The 19,551-nt window shown below is 47.4% G+C and carries 17 protein-coding genes and 1 tRNA gene; 5 read left to right on the top strand and 13 right to left on the bottom strand.

The genetic code is table 11. The features are described from left to right. Positions 1-79: 79 nt before the first annotated feature. Entirely contained in the window at positions 80-1,999 is a 1,920-nt protein-coding gene (locus Q7V48_04365; protein MDO9209969.1) for an IS481 family transposase, read from the top strand. Positions 2,000-2,056: 57 nt separating this feature from the next. Further along, positions 2,057-3,109, top strand: a complete 1,053-nt coding sequence (locus tag Q7V48_04360) for a hypothetical protein (GenBank protein MDO9209968.1) — start codon at positions 2,057-2,059, stop codon at positions 3,107-3,109. Positions 3,110-3,907: 798 nt separating this feature from the next. On the opposite strand, the gene Q7V48_04355 is transcribed toward Q7V48_04360, so the two are convergent. From Q7V48_04355 to pilB, 13 genes are all read right to left on the bottom strand, one after another. Continuing rightward, positions 3,908-5,926, bottom strand: coding sequence for a hypothetical protein (locus tag Q7V48_04355; protein ID MDO9209967.1), 2,019 nt, complete (start codon positions 5,924-5,926; stop codon positions 3,908-3,910). A 357-nt stretch (positions 5,927-6,283) separates the two neighbouring features. Further along, positions 6,284-6,568: a hypothetical protein gene (locus tag Q7V48_04350; protein MDO9209966.1), complete on the bottom strand. Its 285-nt coding sequence runs from the start codon at positions 6,566-6,568 to the stop codon at positions 6,284-6,286. Positions 6,569-6,580: 12 nt separating this feature from the next. After that, complete coding sequence (locus Q7V48_04345) at positions 6,581-6,976, bottom strand: hypothetical protein (GenBank protein MDO9209965.1); 396 nt, start codon at positions 6,974-6,976, stop codon at positions 6,581-6,583. 15 nt (positions 6,977-6,991) lie between these two features. After that, the gene (locus tag Q7V48_04340; protein ID MDO9209964.1) at positions 6,992-7,297 is read right to left on the bottom strand and encodes a DUF3467 domain-containing protein; all 306 of its coding nucleotides are present in this window, start codon (positions 7,295-7,297) and stop codon (positions 6,992-6,994) included. A gap of 507 nt (positions 7,298-7,804) precedes the next feature. Continuing rightward, positions 7,805-7,881 (bottom strand) — tRNA-Met (locus tag Q7V48_04335). A 130-nt stretch (positions 7,882-8,011) separates the two neighbouring features. Then, positions 8,012-8,749, bottom strand: coding sequence for an ATP-binding protein (locus tag Q7V48_04330; protein MDO9209963.1), 738 nt, complete (start codon positions 8,747-8,749; stop codon positions 8,012-8,014). A 145-nt stretch (positions 8,750-8,894) separates the two neighbouring features. Next, the gene (locus Q7V48_04325) at positions 8,895-10,064 is read right to left on the bottom strand and encodes a hypothetical protein (GenBank protein MDO9209962.1); all 1,170 of its coding nucleotides are present in this window, start codon (positions 10,062-10,064) and stop codon (positions 8,895-8,897) included. A 99-nt stretch (positions 10,065-10,163) separates the two neighbouring features. Then, positions 10,164-11,009, bottom strand: coding sequence for a 16S rRNA (adenine(1518)-N(6)/adenine(1519)-N(6))-dimethyltransferase RsmA (gene rsmA / locus Q7V48_04320; GenBank protein MDO9209961.1), 846 nt, complete (start codon positions 11,007-11,009; stop codon positions 10,164-10,166). Next, positions 11,006-11,518 carry a DUF2062 domain-containing protein gene (locus Q7V48_04315; GenBank protein MDO9209960.1) on the bottom strand — a complete coding sequence of 171 codons (513 nt, stop codon included), beginning with the start codon at positions 11,516-11,518 and terminating at the stop codon, positions 11,006-11,008. Before Q7V48_04315 ends, rsmA begins: the two co-directional genes overlap by 4 nt. A gap of 6 nt (positions 11,519-11,524) precedes the next feature. Then, positions 11,525-12,535: a tRNA (adenosine(37)-N6)-threonylcarbamoyltransferase complex transferase subunit TsaD gene (tsaD, locus tag Q7V48_04310; GenBank protein ID MDO9209959.1), complete on the bottom strand. Its 1,011-nt coding sequence runs from the start codon at positions 12,533-12,535 to the stop codon at positions 11,525-11,527. A 6-nt stretch (positions 12,536-12,541) separates the two neighbouring features. Next, positions 12,542-13,696, bottom strand: a complete 1,155-nt coding sequence (locus Q7V48_04305; protein ID MDO9209958.1) for an aminotransferase class V-fold PLP-dependent enzyme — start codon at positions 13,694-13,696, stop codon at positions 12,542-12,544. A gap of 124 nt (positions 13,697-13,820) precedes the next feature. Next, complete coding sequence (locus Q7V48_04300; GenBank protein MDO9209957.1) at positions 13,821-15,032, bottom strand: type II secretion system F family protein; 1,212 nt, start codon at positions 15,030-15,032, stop codon at positions 13,821-13,823. 32 nt (positions 15,033-15,064) lie between these two features. Beyond that, entirely contained in the window at positions 15,065-16,762 is a 1,698-nt protein-coding gene (gene pilB, locus Q7V48_04295; GenBank protein MDO9209956.1) for a type IV-A pilus assembly ATPase PilB, read from the bottom strand. Positions 16,763-17,295: 533 nt separating this feature from the next. Here pilB and Q7V48_04290 point away from each other — a divergent pair. The 3 genes from Q7V48_04290 to thpR form a co-directional block, all read left to right on the top strand. Next, complete coding sequence (locus Q7V48_04290) at positions 17,296-17,793, top strand: phosphatidylglycerophosphatase A (GenBank protein MDO9209955.1); 498 nt, start codon at positions 17,296-17,298, stop codon at positions 17,791-17,793. 84 nt (positions 17,794-17,877) lie between these two features. After that, positions 17,878-19,170, top strand: a complete 1,293-nt coding sequence (locus Q7V48_04285; GenBank protein ID MDO9209954.1) for a competence/damage-inducible protein A — start codon at positions 17,878-17,880, stop codon at positions 19,168-19,170. After that, a partial coding sequence (thpR, locus tag Q7V48_04280; protein ID MDO9209953.1) for an RNA 2',3'-cyclic phosphodiesterase occupies positions 19,157-19,551 on the top strand: 395 nt, incomplete at its 3' end. The genes Q7V48_04285 and thpR, both read left to right, overlap by 14 nt.

The following is a 19,551-nucleotide window of genomic DNA, read 5'->3' as shown; positions in this document are numbered from 1 at the left end:
TGTGCTAACTACCAGATCATGAGATAGAGGAGAAGGGGGAAATGGGTGACACTCTCTTGGGGGAGAAAGGGAGTGACCCATGGAGAGTGTAGAGGAAGTCAAGAGGAAGAGCAAGGGGAAAGGGAGTCGGTTTGGGAATCGGTATGGGTTTGAGTTGAAACTTCGTTGTGTGAAGTTGCGGTTGGAAGAAGGGTTGCCGGTTTCTTTGTTGAGCAAGGAGGCGGGGGTCAGTAAAGATGTAGTTTATCGTTGGGTGAAGGCGTATCAGGAGCGGGGAGAAGCGGGGTTACGGAATCAGGTTGCATCCTCAGGGAGTCGGCGGAAGCTTCCCGGTCCGGTACGCGAGAAGATTGTCGAGATCAAGAAGCGCGAGCCATTCTTTGGAGTCCAGCGGATATCCCATCTATTGAAGCGGGTATTCTTCCTGAGTGCTTCTCCGGAAACGGTGCGGCGGACATTGCAGGAAGAGTCCCTCATTGTTCCTTCCCGGAAGAAACATTCAGCGAACATAACGCGACCTCGTTTTTTTGAGCGGTCCACTCCGAACCAGTTATGGCAGGGGGATATTTTCACGTTTCGCCTGGGGGGTCGGTATGCCTATTTGGTGGGGATGGTGGATGATTATTCGCGGTACATGGTGGGGTTGGAGTTGTACCGGAGCCAGACGGCGGATCAGGTGATCGAGGTGTACCGGCGGGCCGTTGGGGAATATGGGGTGCCGAAGGAGGTGTTGACGGACCGGGGGCGGCAGTACACGAATTGGCGGGGAACGACGCGGTTTGAGCGGGAGTTGGGGAAGGACCGGGTAAAACACATTAAATCGCAGGCGCACCATCCGATGACGTTGGGGAAGATCGAGCGGTTTTGGAAGACGGTGTATGAGGAGTTTTTGGTGCGGGCGCAGTTTGGGAGTTTTGAGGAGGCGCAAGAGAGGGTGCGGCATTGGGTGCGGTATTACAATCACAAACGGCCCCACCAGGGGATCGGGGGGCTGTTTCCTGCGGATCGGTATTTTGAGATTCAGGGGGAACTTCGGAAGGTGATGGAGCGGGGGATTGCGGAGAACGTGTTGGAGATGGCGCTTCGGGGAAAGCCGCGGGAGCCATTTTACATGGTGGGGAGGATGGAGGGGCAGTCGGTGGTGCTTAGGGCGGAAAAGGGGAAACTGCGTCTTCTGGTGGATGATGAGGGAGAGGGAAAGACCCAGGAGTTGGTGTATGAGGTGAACCGAAAAGAAGAGAGCGAGGGGTCTCGGGAAAGGGAGGAGAGAGATGGAAAAGATCGAGAAGGTGGAGAAGCTGGAGAAGCGGACAGAGGAGAAGAGAGGGCGGAGGGGGTTGGGGCACACGGCAGAGGAGAAGTGCCAGGCGGTGTTGTCCATCTGGACAGAGAGGAGGAAGCCGGGGGAGGTCTGCCGGGAGATGGGGGTGACGTGGGGGATTGTAAAGCAGTGGCAGGATCGGGCGATGGAGGGGATGATTCTGGCACTGCAGCCCCGGGTACAGGTGGAGAGGGGGGTGGCCTTAAGCCCCCGTCTTGCCGTATTATTGGAAAAGAAGGGCCAGGCAGGGTTGATGAGGGGGTTGGACAGAAGATTGAAGAAGCTGCAGAAAAATATCAAGGTGTCCCAGGAAGTGCGGGAGGTTGCAGCGGAGAAAAATCTTTAGCGATCCTCAAGGAGAATCCCGATGGAGAAGGAGAGAAAGTTGGCACGGGATCGGGCGTCGATCATTCTGCAGGTGCGCAATGGGGCATTAACCGCGACGGAGGGAGCGGCGCGGTTGGGGGTGTCGCGCAAGACGTATTACGAGTGGGAGGATCGGGCTCTGCAGGCCTTGGCCCGGGCGTTGGAGAATCATTCTCCGGGGAGGCCCTGCATTCCTCCGGATGCGGAGAAGGAAGAGCTTCAGAGGAAAGTACTGGACCTGGAGAAAAAGTTGTACCTAGCGGAGAAGACGATCGAGGTGAAAGACCTGCTTTCGGCATTCGTTCTTCATGAGGCTAAAAAAAACAAAACGAAAAAGCAGAAGGGCGAGAAGAGGCGATCCGGGAAGTGATGGAGATCATCGAGGAGATTAAAGGAAAAACCGGGATGCCCTATGGGATGATTTGCCGGGCGGTGAGAGTTCCTTTACCGACCTTGGGCCGGTGGCGGAGGCGGAGGAAGGAGAATCATTCCCTCATCAATCGCCCGGGGCCCAAGAAGCTGGAGCCGTTCGATCCCTCCACTCTGGATGCGGAGATCCGGTTGCTGGACCATGGCCCCAAGCGAAGTGGAGGGGCGACAAGGCTGTACGGGCAGTATCAGGGCAGCCTCTCGCGTCGGGAGCTTTCACGGATGGTTGGGCAGGTGAGACAGGATATGGTATCGAGTCAGCGGAGGAATCTGCGGCAAATCGATTGGCTGGTGCCAGGGGTGGTGTGGGCCATGGATGTAACGGAATATGAGTTGGAGACGGCCGGCAAAATCCATTTGCACAATACGCAGGATTTGGGATCGCGGTATAAGTTTCCGCCCTTAGCGGGAGAGTGCCCCGTGGGAGAAGAGATTGCCGGGTATTTGAGCGAGAAGTTTTGCCGGTTCGGTCCGCCCCTATTTTTGAAGCGGGATAACGGGGGCAATTTGAATCACGGGGCGGTGAATGGGATTCTTTCGGAATTCTTTGTTTTGCCTTTGAACAGCCCGGAGTATTATGCGCCCTATAATGGGGCGATTGAGGAGTCGCAGCGGGAGCTGAAGGCATGTTTGCGGGAGAAGCTGATCGCCGAAGCCCTCCGTTTCCCTGATTCCATTGCCGTCTGTGCGGAGGTTGCGGCCCATGATCTGAACCATCGTCTCCGGCCATGCCTCCGGGGGAAAACATCCTGCCAGGTGTTTTTCTCTTTGGGGGAGAAACCGGTTTTTCCGAAATTGAAACGAAGGGAGATTTATGCTATCTTGATGGAAAGGGTCGAGAGGATTTTGGTGTCTATGAATCAGTTTGACAAATCGGCCCGGGAGGCGGCCTGGAGAATTGCGGTGGAGTTCTACCTCCAGTCCAAAGGATTTATAAACGTGCACATCCCCCAAAAAGTGTCACCCAATTTTACCCCCATTTTTTGCTCATGAATAGGTAGCGTGTACAACTTGAAAGTAAAACCGGAAAAGCTGGAGGCCACCCCCCAAAAAAATAAGGGGAACAGCTACGATCCCGCCACAACTGATGAGTATTTTATTTCCGGGTACCAGTTTCCTAGAAGTTATAAAATGGAATTTACACTTTTCGGCGAAATCTGTCAACTGCGGATTTCAGGATTTCAGGAAGTAACATAACCCGGAACCCCCCTGACAATGAAAAGGGGTCAAGTCTACTCTTCGCTCTTGGCAATCAAAAAAGCCGATCTCTTACCTTTACTGCCATCTTATTTCCAACTGTCTTATGCGCGTAGATCGTGCCAATCTCCGCACTTCGCCAAAAGTTCCGAGATAAAAAGTATATCCAAGCCCTTAATGATTATTGATAGAAACCTACACCCTTTGACAGAAAATGTCAATCATTTAGTACAGGAATCATTTAGTACAGGAAGAAGTCGTTAAACAAAAAAACCCCACCTCTCTTTCAAGAAATGGGGTTTAAAAATCTCCTACCATGACCTTCCTCCCGATTAAGGATGACGGGAAAGCCTTTAATTTAAACGAATATTACCAGATTGGTTAAAATAGTCAACAGGACAATGAGGAATCCCTCTTCACCACCCCCACACCGCCCCACATTAAGCCCCCGCAATGGGGGCTTTTTTTGTTCGTATAAGTGAGAATAATAAGTAATGTTAAAACCAATCGCCACATAAAGTAGATTCGGCCTACTATCCATGACCCAGCTCAAATCCATTCAAAATCATAAGTTGGCATCTAATCTGCGTATTGTTAAGATTTTCTCTTGAACAAAGAAACTGTTATCTTAAATACGAATTTCTGCAATGAATCTCCGGCCCCCTTAATATTGAAACCAGTAATCAAACTCAAGATTGAAAATACTATCCCAGTTATGGTTAGGAAAAGTTTCCATTTGCTGCTTGCACTATTAGGATAAAACTGAAAAATTAAAGCAATTAAAATCATTCCGATTGCTAATACTGTGAAGATTACCTTGATTCTTTTGGCTAAACGCCTGGCAAGAGCTTCGATATTCATTTCAATTTGAGATTTTTCCCGTTTAATTTTACCCAGTTCTTCTTTGGTTTGCCTATGTGCCAGCTCTATTTCCCTGGCCTTTTCTTTCTCTTTTTTGATTTGGCCATAAAAATCTTGCTCTTTAAGTTGAAATCCCTCCCTCTCCTTATTAAATTTATCCCTTTCTTCCTGACGAACTCCTGCGCGAATCTCCTCTAGAATATCAATCGCAGTTTTATCAGTGAAACGGCTGGCATCGCCAAGCGTTTCTTCTTGTAACAAATTGCGGGCAACACGTGATTGTCTAAGCAGGGTCACATCCTCAACCGTTATGATACCCTTACTTCGAAGGCGATCAGCAGTCTCAGTCATTGTCTTTACAAGGGCTTTAGTAGGCTGCAACGCCGCGTAACAATTTGCTATTAACCTTCTTTTGTTCATCTCAGTGACTGCCGCAGGAGATTGAGCCCAAGCCATTGTGCCCACAAAAATGTCTGTAAGTACCGTCGGAATGAAAAAATAGTTTCCTGGGGAAATCTTTGTTTCAAAGATTTTACTGGCAAGTGCCAAAGATGAATTTGTGGTCATAAAAACATATTTAACATCCTGAAGTCTGGTAGGCATTTCCCCGCGTCGAAACTTTAATATCGCCGACACAGATTTAACATCTTTATAAATTGTGGATTCCTTTTCTACCTCGTCGAAAGCGGGGGCAGCCTTTTTATATATTTCCACTATAATAGCCGTTAACTCGTTCTCAGCAATTTGGTATTCAATAGCCTCTTGTGGGCCGGGGGCACCTACAATTTTGATTTTCAACTCCTTTAATCTCTCGTTCACCTGTAAAATAAGTTGCTCAATATCACTAGCTGTAAATTCATTTTCAATGAAATATGTTGCCGCACGACTCGCTTTTTGAGGATCATAGGATGGATTTTCTATCCAGTAGATTGCCCCTTCTAAAATCCCTTGAAATTCATCATATGTGTGGCGAAAAATAAAAAAAGAAGCGCCCGCAGAATTCAATGCCTGTAAGAAATCTGTGAATGCTTGCAATTTTATAGAACCATTAATTCCCATGATATTGAACAGAAAGGTGACATCTAGATAGATATTGCAATGCTTTAAATCGCATTGATACTCATCTACCCCATAGTAAGACAGGGTATTTGCGATGATGTGCCCAACGGAAATATCGACTAAATAATTGAAAATGTCAGGGTCTGATTCATATGAATATCTTACGAAACTATTAATTAGGTGTCTTTGCGTTATAGATGCGCTAGCCTCAGGCAATAGGGTGGGGAGTTCCTGATTAATAAAAAGAATGTCGAGGTCGTGATCTTTCAGAAAACTAATAAATACAATTTCAGCCTCACCTTCTGAAAGTGTTTCATTGTAAGTTTCTTTGCAAAAGGTTACGAATGTTTCTATAACCTTCTTATATTTACGTTCTTGTTCGCTCGCTATATCAGTGAAATCTCCCTCCAATATTTTGGTTTTGACAGGGATATAATTTCCTCCTGGCCTGCTCTTAATATAGCCGCTAATCTTCGCTCGTGAAAGTATTGCTAACATTGGATGGTACGGGATGCTTAAACCATATTCTAGCTGGAAGTCTTTACAGATTGTAGCAGTATTGATAATCTCGTATCCTTTCTTGCGAATTAGAGTTGCAATGAATGGAACGAAATTCTGGATGTAATCCTTTTTTTGGGTGGTTTGGTCCCAATTTGCCTTTAACAGTGCCAAACTGGCTATTGCTTTATTCATATCTCTTTTCCTTCTAGAGCGTCTTTCTTACTTTGCCTCGTTTCGGGTAAATTTTTAAAACCCCATTCCTCTGCCTACAAGAAATGGGGTTTAAAAATCTCCTTCCCATGCCTTCCTCCCGAGCAAGGTGATTGGAGAGCTAATAATTCTGAGGGGATGATAACAGAATGGGAAAATATGTCACGTCGCTTGAGAATCAATCGGGGGTGGGGGGTGCTTTCTTCCCTGCCCCCACCCCTGTGGCACCCTACGATGGGCAAACGGGGAGGGAGGGGGCGCGAGGGTTTTTGTGGCGGGGGTTACGGATCATGTTTGGGGGATTGAAGAAATTTTAGCCTTTTTACTGAATACTAAAACCTAACTTGGAAATTTTTCCCCTACCCTTCTAATTATGGTTGAATAGAATTCTTCTTTGGTCATAGGACAATTTATGGCATCTTTCAGCTCACTTATATTCAAAAACAATTGATCGGCAATCTCACCAAGAATATTTTCACTGATTGTTTGATGTGTTCTGCTAATTTGAGTCCGTGCTATGTATTGTCTACCGTCAAAAACGTAATAAAGCCAGTGTTTTTTACCTTTTTCTCTAATAAGTTTTAGTTTTTTCTTAAACTGATCTTCTATTTTTCTTCGCTCCATGGTTTATTCCGGTTATATTTTCCTCAGATATTGTTTAAGTATTTCAAGTTCTTTCCGCAAGTTCACTGCTAATGAATCTTCTTTCCTCAATAAACTTTCATAGTAATCAACAAGTAAAATGCCATACTCTGCTATGGCGTCGTCAGGATCATTTCCAAAAGCAAATATACCAATTGAGGAAAATTTAACAATGTACTCATGGTCTATGCATTTTATTTCTAATGCAAGAGGTGTAATGATTTCATATCGTCCGTGTTTTATGGATGTCATTAATCGCGTTTCAAGGTCGGCCGTAAAGTCCAATTCTTTTGTCATTGACTCTGAATGAATAGGTTCTTGCAAATGCACTTTGACACGGATTGGTCTTCGAATCAAGTAATCCTGTCTTAAAGTCATTGATGCATCCATTTTATTGCCCCTTTTCTAATGCTCCATTTCTTTTTTATCTTTAACTTTTTCTACTTGTATGCCTGGCGGAGTTATTTTTATATTGAATTGTTTTTCATAGTTCGCCACATGCGCCATTAAAATTGATGCTAATGATCCGGCTACCTCTGGAGATAAGTAGATTTCAGATACACAAATAATTTCGTCTCTGTCGGGATGGGATTGAGTGAATGTTAATAGGAAACCATTTTTACCACTTCGTAGTCTTATTCTATCGGAAAATTTTATTTCGTTTTTTGTGAGGGAATAATCAACCTTGGGGTCTTTCTTTTTTTCTTCCATGGAACTCCTCCCCAAATCTTCCTTTTTATTAAATTATAAGATAGAATTAATATAACCTTTGTCAAGCTTTAATTTCAATATAAATCTAAAAATTTTTTTCTCATAAAGTATTATTGCCACCGTAAGGGAGCTACGGCAATGGGGACTATCATGTATTTTCTTCTCTCCAACTTCAAATTGACCCACTACCGATTATGGAGGTTTTAGGGTGGCCTTTATCTCTTTCTGTTTTCTGAGATATCGATGATATCTCCGTTTTTTAGGTGGGGGTAGAGCCAGAGCATGGTTCTATTGGCTTCGGAGTAGGTTTCCACCCGGTAGGTTTCGTATCTATTCTCCCCTGTCTGTTAGGCGCTGACGTACTCGAATTTGATGGTTTTGTTTTTCACTTTTCATCTCCTTTCGCGGGTTAGCGGCTTTTCCTCCAGTGACCACTCAGTGACCAAAAAAAGAAGGGTTTTTAAGGGGTCAGTAAATACTAAGTTCTCGAAAGTATTAAACTCAGTTTGGTGGCGGTGCAGGGACTTGAACCCCGGACACTGCGGATATGAGCCGCATGCTCTAACCAGCTGAGCTACACCGCCACGAAATGAAAGGAAAATCAATATTTTCATATTAATGATTTTTCCGGGGATGTCAATACGAAAGAAGCCACTTGCCAAAGGGTCATAGCTCAAAGCAAAAACCCAAGAGCCATGAGCTACGCGCAATGAGCTATTTAGTTAACAAGTAATCCGGCTTCACGTGCTTCATGGCTTTAAATATGTTTTCTTTTAAACCTCGGTGATCTCCCTCCAATTTTTCAAGAAGATCCTTTATGTATTTTCTCTTGGTATTTTCTGCGGTCGGACACTGCGTCTTTCCCACTGGGAATTGGACTTCCCTGGCAAACCGTTTGAGAAGCGATTCCTCAATATAGGCCAACGGGCGCATAAGATAAAAGTCTCCTTGGAAAAAAGGCTGATAGGGAAGCATGGTGCTGATTTGCCGGGCGAAAAACACATTGAGGAGAAATGTTTCAATCAAGTCGTCCTTATGATGAGCCAGAGCTACCTTATTGCACCGGTAATCTCTGGCCATTTCGAAGAGTACCTTTCGCCGAAGTCTCGAGCATAAGAAACAGGGGCTGGCCTTGCGGTTGTAGTCGCTGTGAGCGAGGGGGCCGATGTTGGTTTTTTCGATGCGATAATTATACCCTTCTTCTTTAAAATACTTCTCCAGGATGGGAATATATTTTCCATCCGTTCCGTCAAAACCCAGATCCACGTGGACCGCTAAGACATATTCTGGCTTGGGTACAAAAAGCATTGGCCCGGTTAAAAGTTTGAGTAGGGAGAGACTATCTGCTCCTCCGGAAACTCCCACCAGAACGCGGTCCCCCTCCGAGAGCATTTCATGCTTTAGGATTGCTTGCTCAAGGCGTTTTCGAAGATGGAGATGAAGTTTACTCATCCTTTGCCTATAACTCTCTCAAGGTGATTCTTAATAAACCAGAGAACCAGGATTCTATCAAGAATGGCATTCCCCACCTTCAGGGAAAGCGAGATGGGGGCTTCCCCGGGCCCAAGCGCAAGGTCATGTTCCTTCTCGATATTTTTCAGGATGGCGCCTGACGGTATTTCATCAGTTGATTCACGAGGCCAAATAGTTTCCAGCCTTCGGGCAGATAAAAGTTTATTAAATTTTTTACCGTCATAGCCTGGCGTTCCGGATCCACGTGGGAATAGCTGCGCAAGATTTGTACATATACCCGGCGCGGATCGGGAACGGCCCGGGCCAGGCGTAACGTTTCCGTGAAGGGTATCATATCGTCGTCTTTTCCATGGGCCAGGATCAAATCCGCGTGTAATTTGTTCATAACAGGGGCAACGGAAAGGGCCTCGATTTGAGTTTGAATTGCCGGCGGGAGGTTTTTAATCAGAATTTCCGTCTGGCTGGGGTCAGAATGGGATAGAAGCGCCAGGATATTTTTTCCTTCCTTCCCTAAGAAGGGTATGAAATGATCTATCGGCGCTTTCTCATCCCGTAGTTTGACCTGAAGAATCCTTTGCAGAATCGATCGATCTTCCGTCGAAACAACGAGGTCAAGGTTATTGGCCAAAAAGACCCATTTGCCATATTCTTGGGGTTGCCGGAAATAGCGCTTCCCCTCGAATTCAAAATTGCCGGAGGCAATAAAAGAAAGAACATTCTTCAAATCATAATAGGCACCGAAGGCGATGATAAAGCGTACCTTATTGCGCATTGCGGGACGACAGGCGGCGAGGATCGTTGGTCCCGCTCCATAGCTGAAACCAAAGAGACCGCAGGATTGCGGTAGGACATAATTTTTCAAGGAAGTAAAATATGTAAACGCCGTTTGCACCTCGTCGATGTCCGAGGGTCCAATGCGGAAAGACCGCATCCCTTTAAAATCAGGGATGAGGACTACGAAACCGGATCGGCAAAGAATCTCAGCAAAACGTTTCAGGCGGGGATCATCTTTTCCAGTATCGATCACGCCATGATTGAGCAGGATTCCCGAACGCTTGCTGTTTCCTTGGGGAAGGAAAAGATCAGCCTTTACAGTCCCCTTCGGGCCAGGGTAGGAAATTTCCATAACTTTGGGCGCAGCAGACCATTTTCCTAACCATCCCTGTTGTTCGAAGTTTAAAAGTTCACTTACAACCAGCAGGTTCATGAAGGACCGCTGAAGGTCGGCCCTAAAAATGATTGCCCAAACTCCAAGAGCCAGCAAGGAAAGAAAGGTAATTTTTCTCTTGCTCATGGTCAGAGCCCGCCCATTTAGGTATCCGGAAGCCGTCTCTCTTGCCCGCTACCAGATTTTTTAAGCAAAGGGGATGAGGATACTGGCACAATGCAAACCTCAATTGATTGCCAGCGCCGCGAGTGTCCTGGATAGGTCGCAAAATTGCTCCAGGGAAAGCGCTTCCCCCCTTGATTCCGGGGATATGCTAACAGATTGCAAAGCTTCACGAATTTTTTCCGCGGGAAGGTGCGCAAATTCTCCCAATCGCAGGGCATTGACAAGGGTTTTTCTCCGATAGGTAAAAGCCGAACGGATGATCTGCCGCAGAATTTTTTCATCTTCGACTACCACGCTCGGCTGAGGCAAAATTTCAAACCTTACCACTGCGGATTCCACTTGAGGTGGGGGATAGAACGCTTGGGGGCCGACGGAAAAAGCGATCCGGGCTCGAGTATACAATTGAGACCAAAGGCTCAGAGGGCCATAATCTTTCGTTCCTGGGCGCGCCACTACCCTTTTGGCCACTTCCAACTGAAGCATCAAAACAAAAAGGGAAAAATAATTCCTTTCTTGGAAGAACCGGAAGATCATCGGGCTGGAAATCTCGTAGGGGAGATTGGCTACCACCTTCATCTTTTGCTGCCATTGCTCATACCAAGGGGCAAAATCAACCTGTAAAGCATCCGCTTGAATGACTTCGACTGGATCATTCGCTGAAAATTGATTCCTCAACTCATGGGCCAACCGGGGATCCACCTCTATAGCATAAACTTTTTTCACTCGTTGGGCCATAGGGACGGTAAGGCTGCCCAGGCCAGCCCCAATTTCCACTACGATATCTTCAGGACCCAGGGAAGCGGATTCGATAGTCCGCTGAAGGATTTTGGAATTTACGACAAAATGTTGTCCGAGCCTTTTCTTGGGTCGAATTTTTAACTCTTTTAATTGCCTGCGAAGCTTCACGAACTCTCTTTTCGTTGGCGGCGTTTTGCCTGGTAAAGAAGGATTATGCGTTTGGTGATGAAGTAAGAGGGGATGGCGCAAAGTAATCCGGTAACCGTTCCTCCCAATAAAAGAGGGTAGGAAATGTCCCACCCCAATCGGACAAGGTGGGGAACGGAAAAATTGGACATGGCCAGAGAAGGAGGGGTGGCTCCCGTTAATACCTGTCCCACTTTGTAGTCCAAAAGATAGATAAAAGGGAGGAAAAAGGGATTCGCTACCCAAACGCCCAAGGCGGCAGCCAGCTTGCTTTTCTTAAGGATCAAAGCGATGAGGACAGCCAAAACCGTGTGCAGAGGCACCGTAGGGGTCATTCCTACAAAAACTCCGATGGCTACTCCACCGGCAACCTCTTGGGGCTTCCCTTTTAACCTCAGAAGTCGAAGGTAAAGGAAGCGTAAATTTCTCTTCCATCTGCCCCATCGTTCTTTCATTCGTATTTTCTGCCCCAAGTCAGGTCCTTTTGCCATAGGCCTTTATCCCGAACTTCTGCCAAATCGGGAGTAAGCATTGAGCAGGAGGTTGGAGCGGTGGCCTTCCATCAAATAATAGAAACCAGCTGCCGCCACCATGGCTGCATTATCTGTACAAAGGGTAGGCGGGGGGAAAAATACGGTAATTCCGGAGGAACTTCCGTATTGGGAGAATTTTTCCCGTAAGCGGGAATTACAAGCGACTCCCCCCACCACCACAACCTCTCTGATTGCCTCCTGTTTGGCTGCACGCATAACCTTTGTGACCAGGGTGTCGACGACCGCTTCTTGGAAAGAGGCGGCGATTTCCCTAATCTGATCAGCGGAAAGTTTTCCTCCTAAACTCTTTACATGTTGCAGGACAGCGGTCTTGAGTCCACTGAAACTGAATTCCAGAGAATGGGGTTCCAGTAAACTTCGCGGAAAAAAGATCGCCTTGCGGTCCCCCTCTTTGGCCAGGCGGTCGATGACTTCTCCTCCAGGATAGCCCAATCCCATAAGCTTGGCCACTTTATCAAAGGCTTCCCCGGCTGCATCATCCTTGGTTTGGCCGAGCAAGGTCATACGGGTATGGCCTTCGACCCGAAAGAGGCTTGTATGTCCGCCAGAGACGACCAGAGCGATAAAAGGAAATCTCAAGGATGGAGAGGATAAAAAAGCTGCTGCGATGTGGCTCAATATATGATTGACTCCCACCCAAGGAACTTGGAGTACAAAAGCGAGGGATTTGGCAACGGCAATTCCCACCAACAATGAACCCACGAGGCCGGGACCTTGGGTGACCGCAATGGCCTCAATGTCCTGGAGGCGGTTCCCTGACCTGGACAAAGCTTCTTCGATAACGGGCAAAATGGCTTCTACGTGCTTACGGGAAGCGATCTCGGGTACGACCCCGCCGTATTGGCTGTGTAAAGCCACCTGGGAGGCCACAACGCTGGAGAGAATCTTTTGAGCATCCAGCACAACGGCAGCGCCCGTTTCATCACAGGATGATTCGATTCCTAAAACTTTCATCGTGGTTTATGATTTCATCCTGGTAATTTCGTGGATCGCCCGTAACAAAGCTCTAATTTCTTCTGCGGTGTTGAAAAACCCCAGACTGACCCGGACTGTACCCGCGGGAAATGTTCCCAAGGTCCGGTGGGCATGGGGAGCACAGTGTAGGCCGGTACGAACCAAAATGTCATAAAGGTCATCGAGAAGGAAACCCACTTCTGCCGGGTCCATGGATTCAACGTTGAAAGAGACTACGGGAACCCGCTCTTCCATTTTTCCAGGACCATAAACCCGGATTCCCTTGATCCTTTTAAGCCCCTGGATTAAGTTTTGAGTTAGAAATTTCTCTTTTTTCCAGATTTTTGCGATTCCCTGTTCCAAAACAAAAGATATTCCTGCTCCCAAGCCGGCTATTCCCGGAGTGTTCAAGGTGCCGCTTTCAAACCCGTGGGGAAGAGTTTCGGGCTGTTCGTCTGAATCTGAGTCGGTTCCCGTTCCCCCCTCTTTCAACGGTTTAAGATCGACACCGTTGGCTATATAAAGGAATCCGGTTCCCTGCGGGCCGTAAAGGGATTTATGCCCAGGGCCGGCTAAGAGGTCTATATTCATCTTTTGGACGTCGATGGGCAGAAGTCCGGCGGTCTGAGCGGCATCCACCATGAAGAAAATTCCTTTGGAACGAGCGAAGGCCCCTACCTCTTGGATGGGCAAGATGCTGCCGGTGACATTCGAGGCATGGGTCAAGATGATAAGCTTTGTCTTAGGCTTCAGACTCTTTTGCAGCAAACGAAAGTTCAGATTTCCCTGAGGGGAGCACGGTACTTGGCTATACTTAACCCCTACCCTTTCCAGCCTTTTTAATGGGCGGATGACGGAATTATGTTCGACGGAAGAGGTCAGGGCGTGATCTCCTGGCAATAATAGTCCTTTCAGACCCAGGTTTATGGCCTCGGTAGCGTTGCCCGTAAAAATTACGCGTTGGGCATCGGGTATGGCGAAAAGCCTGGCGATCTTCTCCCGGGTTTCATTAATAACCTGATTCGCCTTCCTCGCCAATTTATGGTCGGAACGGCCCGGATTAGCGCCGATCCGGGTTATCATGTGGCTCATGCGGCGGCAGACGACCGCCGGTTTCGGGAAGGATGTGGCCGCATGGTCTAAATAAATTGACACCGGTATCGCTCCTCAATTTTAGTAGTGATATCCCTTCTAAAAAGTTGTCCCTTCGGCGGATAAGCGGAGATGAATTCCCCCACCGGTCCTTGGGGTAAATCGTTTAAAAACCCTTGCCCGCAGAGGTAGGTTAGCCCAGGATGGCGGCCATCTGAAAGATGGGGAGGTACATGGCTACAACCAGTCCCCCGATCGCCCCTCCGAGAAAAACCATGAGGAGGGGTTCGAGTAAAGAAGTTAAAGCAGCAACGGCTCCGTCTACTTCATCGTCGAAAAAATCGGCGATTTTACTTAACATTGAATCCAGGGCCCCGGTAGACTCCCCCACGGAAATCATCTGCACGACCATGGGGGGAAAAATCCCACTGGCTCCTAAGGGCTCAGCGATGGTTTTCCCTTCTCCGATACTCACTTTGGTCTGCAAAATTGCTTTCTCAATGGTCTTGTTTCCGGAGGTGCGAGCGACGATCTCCAGACCCTCCAGGATGGGAACGCCGCTGGAAAGCATCGTGCTCAGGGTACGGGTGAACTTGGCAATAGCCACTTTTTTAATGAGGTCTCCGAAAATCGGAAGCCGGAGCAGGAAATCGTCAACCACTGCGTGACCCGTTTCTGTCCGGTAGTAACGCCTGAAAGCGAAGATAAAAATTACGAGTAATGCACCAACAAGGAGGAAATAACGTCGCATGAATTCGCTCAAGTTAATAACCAGTTGGGTAAAGGCCGGAAGGGTTCCCCCCATATCGGCAAACATTTTTTGAAAAACGGGGATCACAAAAATCAGGAGGGCGCCAACCACGATTAAGGCAATGGCGAGGACCGCGGCGGGATAGACCATGGCTCCTTTGACCTTTTTCTTCAAGTTCATCGCCTTTTCGATGTAAGCAGCGAGACGGTTCAAAATCGTGTCCAGGATGCCTCCGGCTTCCCCGGCAGCCACCAGGTTACAGAAAAGATCATTGAAAACCCGTGGGTGCTTGCGCAACGCTTCAGCGAAAGTAGACCCGGCTTCCACATCCCCTTTGACTTTGAGAAGGACTTCTTTGAAAGTAGGATTGTCTTGCTGGCTGGAAAGAATCTCCAGGCATTGCACCAGCGGCAGGCCGGCATCAATCATCGTGGCGAATTGGCGGGTAAAGATAACGATCTGCTTCTCATTGACTTTTCTCCTTTTAAATAAACTGAACCCTTTTAAAATATCCTTGGGCTTGGCCTGAATTTTGATGGCCTGAATCTGCTGCCGACGAAGGTGCATCCTGACGGCCGCTTCATTCGCGGCTTCAATTTCTCCACGCTCGATCGTCCCTTTACGGGATCGCCCTTCCCAGACATAAACATCCATCTGACCCCTCCAAAAATTTTGTGGATTTTCTTTTAATCTTCCACCGTACTTCTCAAAACTTCTTCAACCGTAGTGGTACCGTCCTTAAGTTTGGTCAGAGCAGTCTGCCGTAAGGTCTTCATGCCCAAGCGCATGGTTTCTCTTTTAATCTCCATTGCCGATGCCCCTTGAAGAATTAATTCTCGAATTTCTTCCCGGATGGGCATAATTTCGTAGAGCGCTATCCGCCCTTTATAACCCGTATTGCTACAGCGAGCGCAACCGGTTCCTTTGTAGCAAACAAATCCTGAAATTTCATCGGGAAGAACGCCTAGGTTGAGAAGCATTTGCGGGGAGACTTGGATCGGTTGTTTGCAATATTCGCAAATCATCCGGGCCAAGCGTTGAGCTGCGATTAAATTCACCGATGAGGCGACAAGAAAGGGCTCGATACCCATATTCAATAAACGGTTAATCGTGCTGGGGGCATCGTTGGTATGCAACGTACTCAAAACGAGGTGACCCGTGAGGGCGGCCTTGATGGCGATTTCTGCGGTTTCAAAGTCGCGAATCTCCCCCACCATAATGATATCCGGGTCCTGTCGCAAGAAAGAACGCAAGGAGCTGGCAAAGGTCAAACCGATTTCTTCATGCATCTGAACCTGGTTGATTCCCATGAGGTTGAATTCAACCGGATCTTCGGCGGTGGAAATATTTTCGGTAATCTGATTGAGCTCGGCCAGGGCAGAATAGAGGGTAGTGGTTTTGCCGCTTCCCGTAGGTCCAGTAACCAAGACCATGCCAAAAGGTTTGTGGATGGCTTCTTTGAATTCTTTAAGGGGTTTTTCCTCAAAACCGAGTTTGGTCATGTCCAACTGCAAGTTTGATTTATCGAGTAAGCGCATGACCACTTTCTCTCCATAAAGGGTCGGCAGGACGGAAACGCGAAAATCCATCTCCTTATCTTTGCCGAATTTCATCTTAATGCGCCCGTCCTGGGGCAGACGTCGCTCGGCAATGTCCAGTTTGGCCATGATTTTTGCCCGGGAGATGATCGCATTCTTCAGTTTCATAGGGGGTTTCATGAATTCTTGGAGTACCCCATCGGTGCGGAAACGAACGCGAAAAACTTTTTCGTAGGGTTCGAGGTGAATATCGCTTGCCTTCCGTTTGATGGCCTCGTTAAGAATGAGATTGACAAGTTTGATCACGGGGGCATCCTCAGAGGCCTGCTGTAATTCCCGGATGTCAACCTCATCGCTTTCCTCTAATAACTCCATCTTCTCGGCGCCATCCATCGAATCCATGATATCCGCCAGCGATTCAGAGGAATCATAGAACTTATCAATGGCAGCCTTAATGGCGCTTTCGGTGGAAACAAAAACTTCTACGTGACAACTGGTCAGAAATTTAATGTCATCAATGGCCAGGATGTTGGAAGGGTCGTTCATGGCCACCCGCAAGGTAGAACCAATCCTCTTGATGGGAATGACCTGGTACTTGAAAACGACGTCGGGTGGAATCATCTTGATCACTTCAGGATCAATCTGGGCCTCGGATAGGTCAATCGCGGGTACTCCGTAATGCCTGCTTAAAAAAGAGACAAGATTTTTCTCGGTTATAAGACCAAGCTTTACTAAAGAAGAACCCAGCTTGTTTCCAGAGATTTTTTGTTCTTGTAACGCATCTTCCAGTTGTTTGGCGGTGATCAATCCTTTACTCACCAGCAATTCTCCCAACCGGACGCTCATACTTCCTCTCCTAAAAAACAGTTTAATTACTTAAATATATAAGAATTACAAAGGAATTGTCAAGATTTTTAAGTTTGCCTGTTTATAGTCCACCTTAAAAAGATTTATCGTCATTTCCAGGGTAGTTCTAAAAGAATTTTTCAAAACATTGCCCTTGGCAATTAACCTTTGATTGTGGCCCGGATCTTGACATCTCCCGTGCAGAAAACCAAAAGGCTTTTTTGCCCTCATTCTGAGGAAAATAAGTGAAGTTAGGAAAACAAGGCTCATCCCGCTAAGCTAACCCCGAAAAAGATGTACATACCTCCTAAAGATGCCTATTGGAGGAACTTTAAGTTCCCTAGACACCAATATGAACAAAGAATCGCCATAGACTCAAAACTATGAAAACCGGACATTTCTACTTTGGTAAAAACCAGACATTTCTAAATTGGCTTGACAAGGGCCAATCAGCTATTGACAACGCTAGGTAAAGAGGGTACTTTCATCCCCGGATTTTCTAATTTCCCTTACGGATTTTCAAAGAAGCTTCCATGCCGGAACGTTTTATCCTTTGGTTGGCATCCGCAGGCTACAGCGGTTATTTTCCTTATGCTCCCGGGACCGTTGGAACTCTCGTTGGAATCCTAGTCTATATGCTTTTTTCCCTCTTCCCCCCCCCGATTTATTTATTGAGTACCGCTGCAACTTTCTCCTTGGCCTTATGGGCTTCCGGGCGGGCAGAAATCATTTGGAAGGAAAGGGACAGCCCCAAAATTGTGATTGATGAGGTGGTGGGGTTTCTCATTGCCATGGCTTTTTTACCTCGCACTCTCACCACAGTGGTCGGGGGATTCCTTTTTTTCCGCGTTTTGGATATAATGAAACCTCCCCCCATAGGAATGATCGATCGACAGATGAAGGGAGGATTGGCGATCGTTCTCGATGATGCCGTGGCTGGGGTTTACGTCAATCTTTTATTGCAAGCAATTTATCGATGGCACCCCCACTTTCTCTCCTTGCTGGATAGATGGATCTGCGGAGCCGGGTAAAAAAATTCGATGAAAGATCCATGGACATTGGCTTACTTTGAAAGATAGGGGAAAAAGATTGAAGATTCTGAAAGGGGCTGGGTTATGAAAGTTGAGATCATCACCGTGGGGAATGAATTGATTTCTGGGGAGGTGCTGGATACCAATGCAGAGTACATGGCCAGTGCGCTCACGGAAAGAGGGTTTGAGGTGACCTTTATCACAACGATCGGCGACTATGAATACCACATTGAAGATGCCCTCTTGCGGGCTCAGGAACACGCCGACGCTATCATCGTAAGTGGTGGGCTGGGTCCGACTGCCGATGATGTCACAGCCAGCTCTGCGGCCAAAGCTTTGGGCCGGCGGATGATTATAAATAAGGACATCCTCCAGGCCTTGCGAGAGCGATTTGCCCACAGGGGGATGGAGATGCCGCTGGCGAATGAAAAACAAGCTTTTTTCCCCCACCAGGCAGAGATCCTGCCTAACCCTCTCGGGACCGCTTCCGGATTTATCTTGCGTCATAAAAGTAAAATTTACGTATTTCTTCCCGGGGTCCCCAAGGAGTTGCAGTACCTCTTTAACGAAAACGTGCTTCCATTGTTGGAAAAAGAAAGCCAGGAAAAGGCGATCTACCGCACCCGCACCCTTAAGGTTTTTGGTCTTACTGAGTCTACCATTGCAGACCGTCTGAAAGGAATTAACCCACAAGATCATTCGGCTTCCTTGGCCTACCTTCCTCGCTTTCCAGAAAACCATGTAAAAATTACAGTCAAGGGAATTTCTTCCGAAGAGGTTGAAAAAAATCTCCAAGCCCTGGAAAAAATCATCTGGGATAAGATAGAGGGGCGGGTCTTCGCGGTTGATACCGAAACACTGGAAGCAATCGTCGGCCAATTGCTCCGCTCCCATCAATCTACTTTAGCCGTGGCTGAATCCTGTACCGGAGGTTTGATCACCCATCGCTTGACTCAGATTCCTGGAAGCTCGGATTATTTCGAACGGGGAATTGTCGCTTACAGCAATCGGGCTAAAATCGAAATATTGAAAGTCCCCGAAGAGCTTTTAATCCAGGACGGGGCAGTTAGTGGTTCAGTAGCGGAAAAGATGGCTGAAGGCGTGCGGCAGATCAGTCAGGCGACTCTGGGACTGGGCATAACAGGAATTGCTGGACCAGGAGGTGGCTCAGCAGAAAAACCCGTGGGGACGGTATTTATTGCCCTGGCCACCCCCAAGGGCACCGTTACCAAAAAGTACCAGTTCTGGGGAGACCGGGAACAGATCAAGACCATTTCAGCCCACACCGCGATCGACTGGGTGCGAAGGTATTTTCTAAATCAGCTTTCAGGTATGAACAGTCAGCTGTCAGAAAAAAAGCTGAATGCTGAACGCTGAATTCTGGGTGTTAGGAGCCATGGAAGGAATCCGCTCGTTCATTGCCATAGAAGTTCCCCAGCCTTTACAGGCCCGAATGGGGGAATTGCAACGAGAACTAAAGCGAGTTGAAGCTGACGTCAAATGGGTTCGTCCAGGGAGTATTCACTTTACTTTAAAATTTTTAGGAACGGTGCCTGAAGAAGTGCTGGAAAAAGTCTCTTTAGCCATTTCCCCTGTTATTTCCTCATGGGAGCCTTTTGATTTGCGCATTCATGGTCTTGGCTGTTTTCCCTCCAGCCGCAATCCCCGTATCCTCTGGTTGGGTATCGATCGGGGAACCGAGCAGATCTCTCCCTTGCAAGAAGTCATTGAAAAAAAAGCAGTTGAAGTATCTTTTCT

This window comes from Deltaproteobacteria bacterium (assembly GCA_030654105.1).
GTDB lineage: Bacteria > Desulfobacterota > SM23-61 > SM23-61 > SM23-61 > JAHJQK01.
Note: the sequence above shows the minus strand (reverse complement) of the source record. Positions and strands in the feature narration are given on the sequence as shown.